Annotated in this window: 1 rRNA gene; it reads right to left on the bottom strand. The window is 50.4% G+C overall.

From position 1 onward, the window contains the following. Window positions 1-2,924 (bottom strand): 23S ribosomal RNA (locus KRR19_RS12015). Window positions 2,925-2,949: the final 25 nt, after the last annotated feature.

Below are 2,949 nucleotides of genomic sequence, written 5' to 3'. Positions count from 1 at the left end.
TTGATTAAGTCTTCGATCGATTAGTATTCGTCAGCTCCACATATCGCTATGCTTCCACCCCGAACCTATTAACCTCATCATCTTTGAGGGATCTTATAACCGAAGTTGGGAAATCTCATCTTGAGGGGGGCTTCATGCTTAGATGCTTTCAGCACTTATCCCGTCCATACATAGCTACCCAGCTATGCCGTTGGCACGACAACTGGTACACCAGAGGTATGTCCATCCCGGTCCTCTCGTACTAAGGACAGCTCCTCTCAAATTTCCTACGCCCACGACGGATAGGGACCGAACTGTCTCACGACGTTCTGAACCCAGCTCGCGTACCGCTTTAATGGGCGAACAGCCCAACCCTTGGGACCGACTACAGCCCCAGGATGCGATGAGCCGACATCGAGGTGCCAAACCTCCCCGTCGATGTGAACTCTTGGGGGAGATAAGCCTGTTATCCCCGGGGTAGCTTTTATCCGTTGAGCGATGGCCCTTCCATGCGGAACCACCGGATCACTAAGTCCGTCTTTCGACCCTGCTCGACTTGTAGGTCTCGCAGTCAAGCTCCCTTATGCCTTTACACTCTATGAATGATTTCCAACCATTCTGAGGGAACCTTTGAGCGCCTCCGTTACACTTTAGGAGGCGACCGCCCCAGTCAAACTGCCCGCCTGACACTGTCTCCCGCCATGATCAATGGCGCGGGTTAGAAATCCAACACAGCTAGGGTAGTATCCCACCAGCGCCTCCACGTAAGCTGGCGCTCACGCTTCTAAGGCTCCTACCTATCCTGTACAAGCTGTGCCGAATTTCAATATCAGGCTACAGTAAAGCTCCACGGGGTCTTTCCGTCCTGTCGCGGGTAACCTGCATCTTCACAGGTACTATGATTTCACCGAGTCTCTCGTTGAGACAGTGCCCAAATCGTTACGCCTTTCGTGCGGGTCGGAACTTACCCGACAAGGAATTTCGCTACCTTAGGACCGTTATAGTTACGGCCGCCGTTTACTGGGGCTTCGATTCGTAGCTTCGCAGAAGCTAACCACTCCTCTTAACCTTCCAGCACCGGGCAGGCGTCAGCCCCTATACATCACCTTACGGTTTAGCAGAGACCTGTGTTTTTGATAAACAGTCGCTTGGGCCTATTCACTGCGGCTCTTCAGAGCGTGAACCCTAAAGAGCACCCCTTCTCCCGAAGTTACGGGGTCATTTTGCCGAGTTCCTTAACGAGAGTTCTCTCGCTCACCTTAGAATTCTCATCTTGACTACCTGTGTCGGTTTGCGGTACGGGCACCAGTTATCTAGCTAGAGGCTTTTCTCGACAGTGTGAAATCAACGACTCGAGGAAAACATGTTTCCTCTCCCCATCACAGCTCAACCTTGAGAATGGCGGATTTGCCTACCATTCAGTCTCACTGCTTAGACGTGCACTCCAACAGCACGCTTCGCCTATCCTACTGTGTCCCCCCATCGCTTAAAACGATAAATGGTGGTACAGGAATATCAACCTGTTATCCATCGTCTACGCCTGTCGGCCTCGACTTAGGACCCGACTAACCCAGAGCGGACGAGCCTTCCTCTGGAAACCTTAGTCAATCGGTGGATGGGATTCTCACCCATCTTTCGCTACTCACACCGGCATTCTCACTTCTAAGCGCTCCACATGTCCTTGCGATCATGCTTCGACGCACTTAGAACGCTCTCCTACCATTGTCCTACGGACAATCCACAGCTTCGGTAATATGTTTAGCCCCGGTACATTTTCGGCGCAGTGTCACTCGACTAGTGAGCTATTACGCACTCTTTAAATGATGGCTGCTTCTAAGCCAACATCCTAGTTGTCTGGGCAATACCACATCCTTTGCCACTTAACATATATTTTGGGACCTTAGCTGGTGGTCTGGGCTGTTTCCCTTTCGAACATGGACCTTATCACCCACGTTCTGACTCCCAAGTTAAATTGATTGGCATTCGGAGTTTGTCTGAATTCGGTAACCCGAGAGGGGCCCCTCGTCCAAACAGTGCTCTACCTCCAACAATCATCACTTGAGGCTAGCCCTAAAGCTATTTCGGAGAGAACCAGCTATCTCCAGGTTCGATTGGAATTTCTCCGCTACCCTCAGTTCATCCGCTCACTTTTCAACGTAAGTCGGTTCGGTCCTCCATTCAGTGTTACCTGAACTTCAACCTGACCAAGGGTAGATCACCTGGTTTCGGGTCTACGACCAAATACTCAACGCCCTGTTCAGACTCGCTTTCGCTGCGGCTCCGCATTTGCTGCTTAACCTTGCATCAGATCGTAACTCGCCGGTTCATTCTACAAAAGGCACGCCATCACCCATTAACGGGCTCTGACTACTTGTAAGCACACGGTTTCAAGTTCTCTTTCACTCCCCTTCCGGGGTACTTTTCACCTTTCCCTCACGGTACTGGTTCACTATCGGTCACTAGAGAGTATTTAGCCTTGGGAGATGGTCCTCCCGGATTCCGACGGAATTCCACGTGCTCCGTCGTACTCAGGATCCACTCAAGAGAGAATAAACTTTCGACTACAGGACTTTTACCTTCTCTGGTTCAACTTTCCAGGTGATTCGTCTAATTTATTCCTTTGTAACTCCGTATAGAGTGTCCTACAACCCCAATGAGCAAGCTCATTGGTTTGGGCTCTTCCCGTTTCGCTCGCCGCTACTCAGGGAATCGATTTTTCTTTCTCTTCCTGCGGGTACTAAGATGTTTCAGTTCTCCGCGTCTGCCTTCGGACATGCTATGTATTCACATGTCGATAACACAACATAACTTGTGCTGGGTTCCCCCATTCGGAAATCTCTGGATCAACGCTTACTTACAGCTACCCAAAGCATATCGTCGTTAGTAACGTCCTTCATCGGCTTCTAGTGCCAAGGCATCCACCGTGCGCCCTTAATAACTTAATCACGTTATTAATATTGTGAGTAATCG

Source organism: Staphylococcus sp. CWZ226, assembly GCF_018986355.1.
In the GTDB taxonomy this organism is placed as follows: Bacteria; Bacillota; Bacilli; order Staphylococcales; family Staphylococcaceae; genus Staphylococcus; species Staphylococcus simulans.
This window is presented reverse-complemented; position numbering and strand designations above follow the sequence as displayed.